Below are 403 nucleotides of genomic sequence, written 5' to 3' on the forward strand. Positions count from 1 at the left end.
CTCGTGACGCTGAATCAGCGCGTTGAGGGACTGGAGCAGCGCATGCGAGTCAAGCGAGCCAGAGAGCTTGAGCGCCCAGGGGATGTTGTAGGTGGGAGCGCCGGGCTGGAGCTGGTCGAGGAACCAGAGGCGCTGCTGGGCGAAGGAGAGAGGCAGCGGCTGGGCCCGGTCGACAGGGACGAGGGCCGGCTGGCGAGACGAGGAGCCGTGGAGCAAGTCCAGCCGCTCGGAGAGGAGAGCGACGGTGGGAGAGGAGAAGAGCTCACCGAGGGGCAGCTCGACGTCGAAGGTGGAGCGGATGCGAGAGACGACTTGAGTGGCGAGGAGGGAGTGGCCGCCCAACTCGAAGAAGTCGCCGTGGATGCTGACGCGCTCCAGGCCGAGGACGTCGGAGAAGATGGAG

1 protein-coding gene is annotated in these 403 nt (G+C 67.0%); it reads right to left on the reverse strand.

What is annotated here, in order from left to right:
- The coding region (locus tag HUA75_RS48195) for a phosphopantetheine-binding protein (RefSeq protein ID WP_174490139.1) at positions 1-403 on the reverse strand (403 nt) is incomplete at both ends.

Origin of the sequence: Myxococcus sp. CA040A (assembly GCF_013336725.1) — a bacterium.
In the GTDB taxonomy this organism is placed as follows: domain Bacteria; phylum Myxococcota; class Myxococcia; order Myxococcales; family Myxococcaceae; genus Myxococcus; species Myxococcus llanfairpwllgwyngyllgogerychwyrndrobwllllantysiliogogogochensis.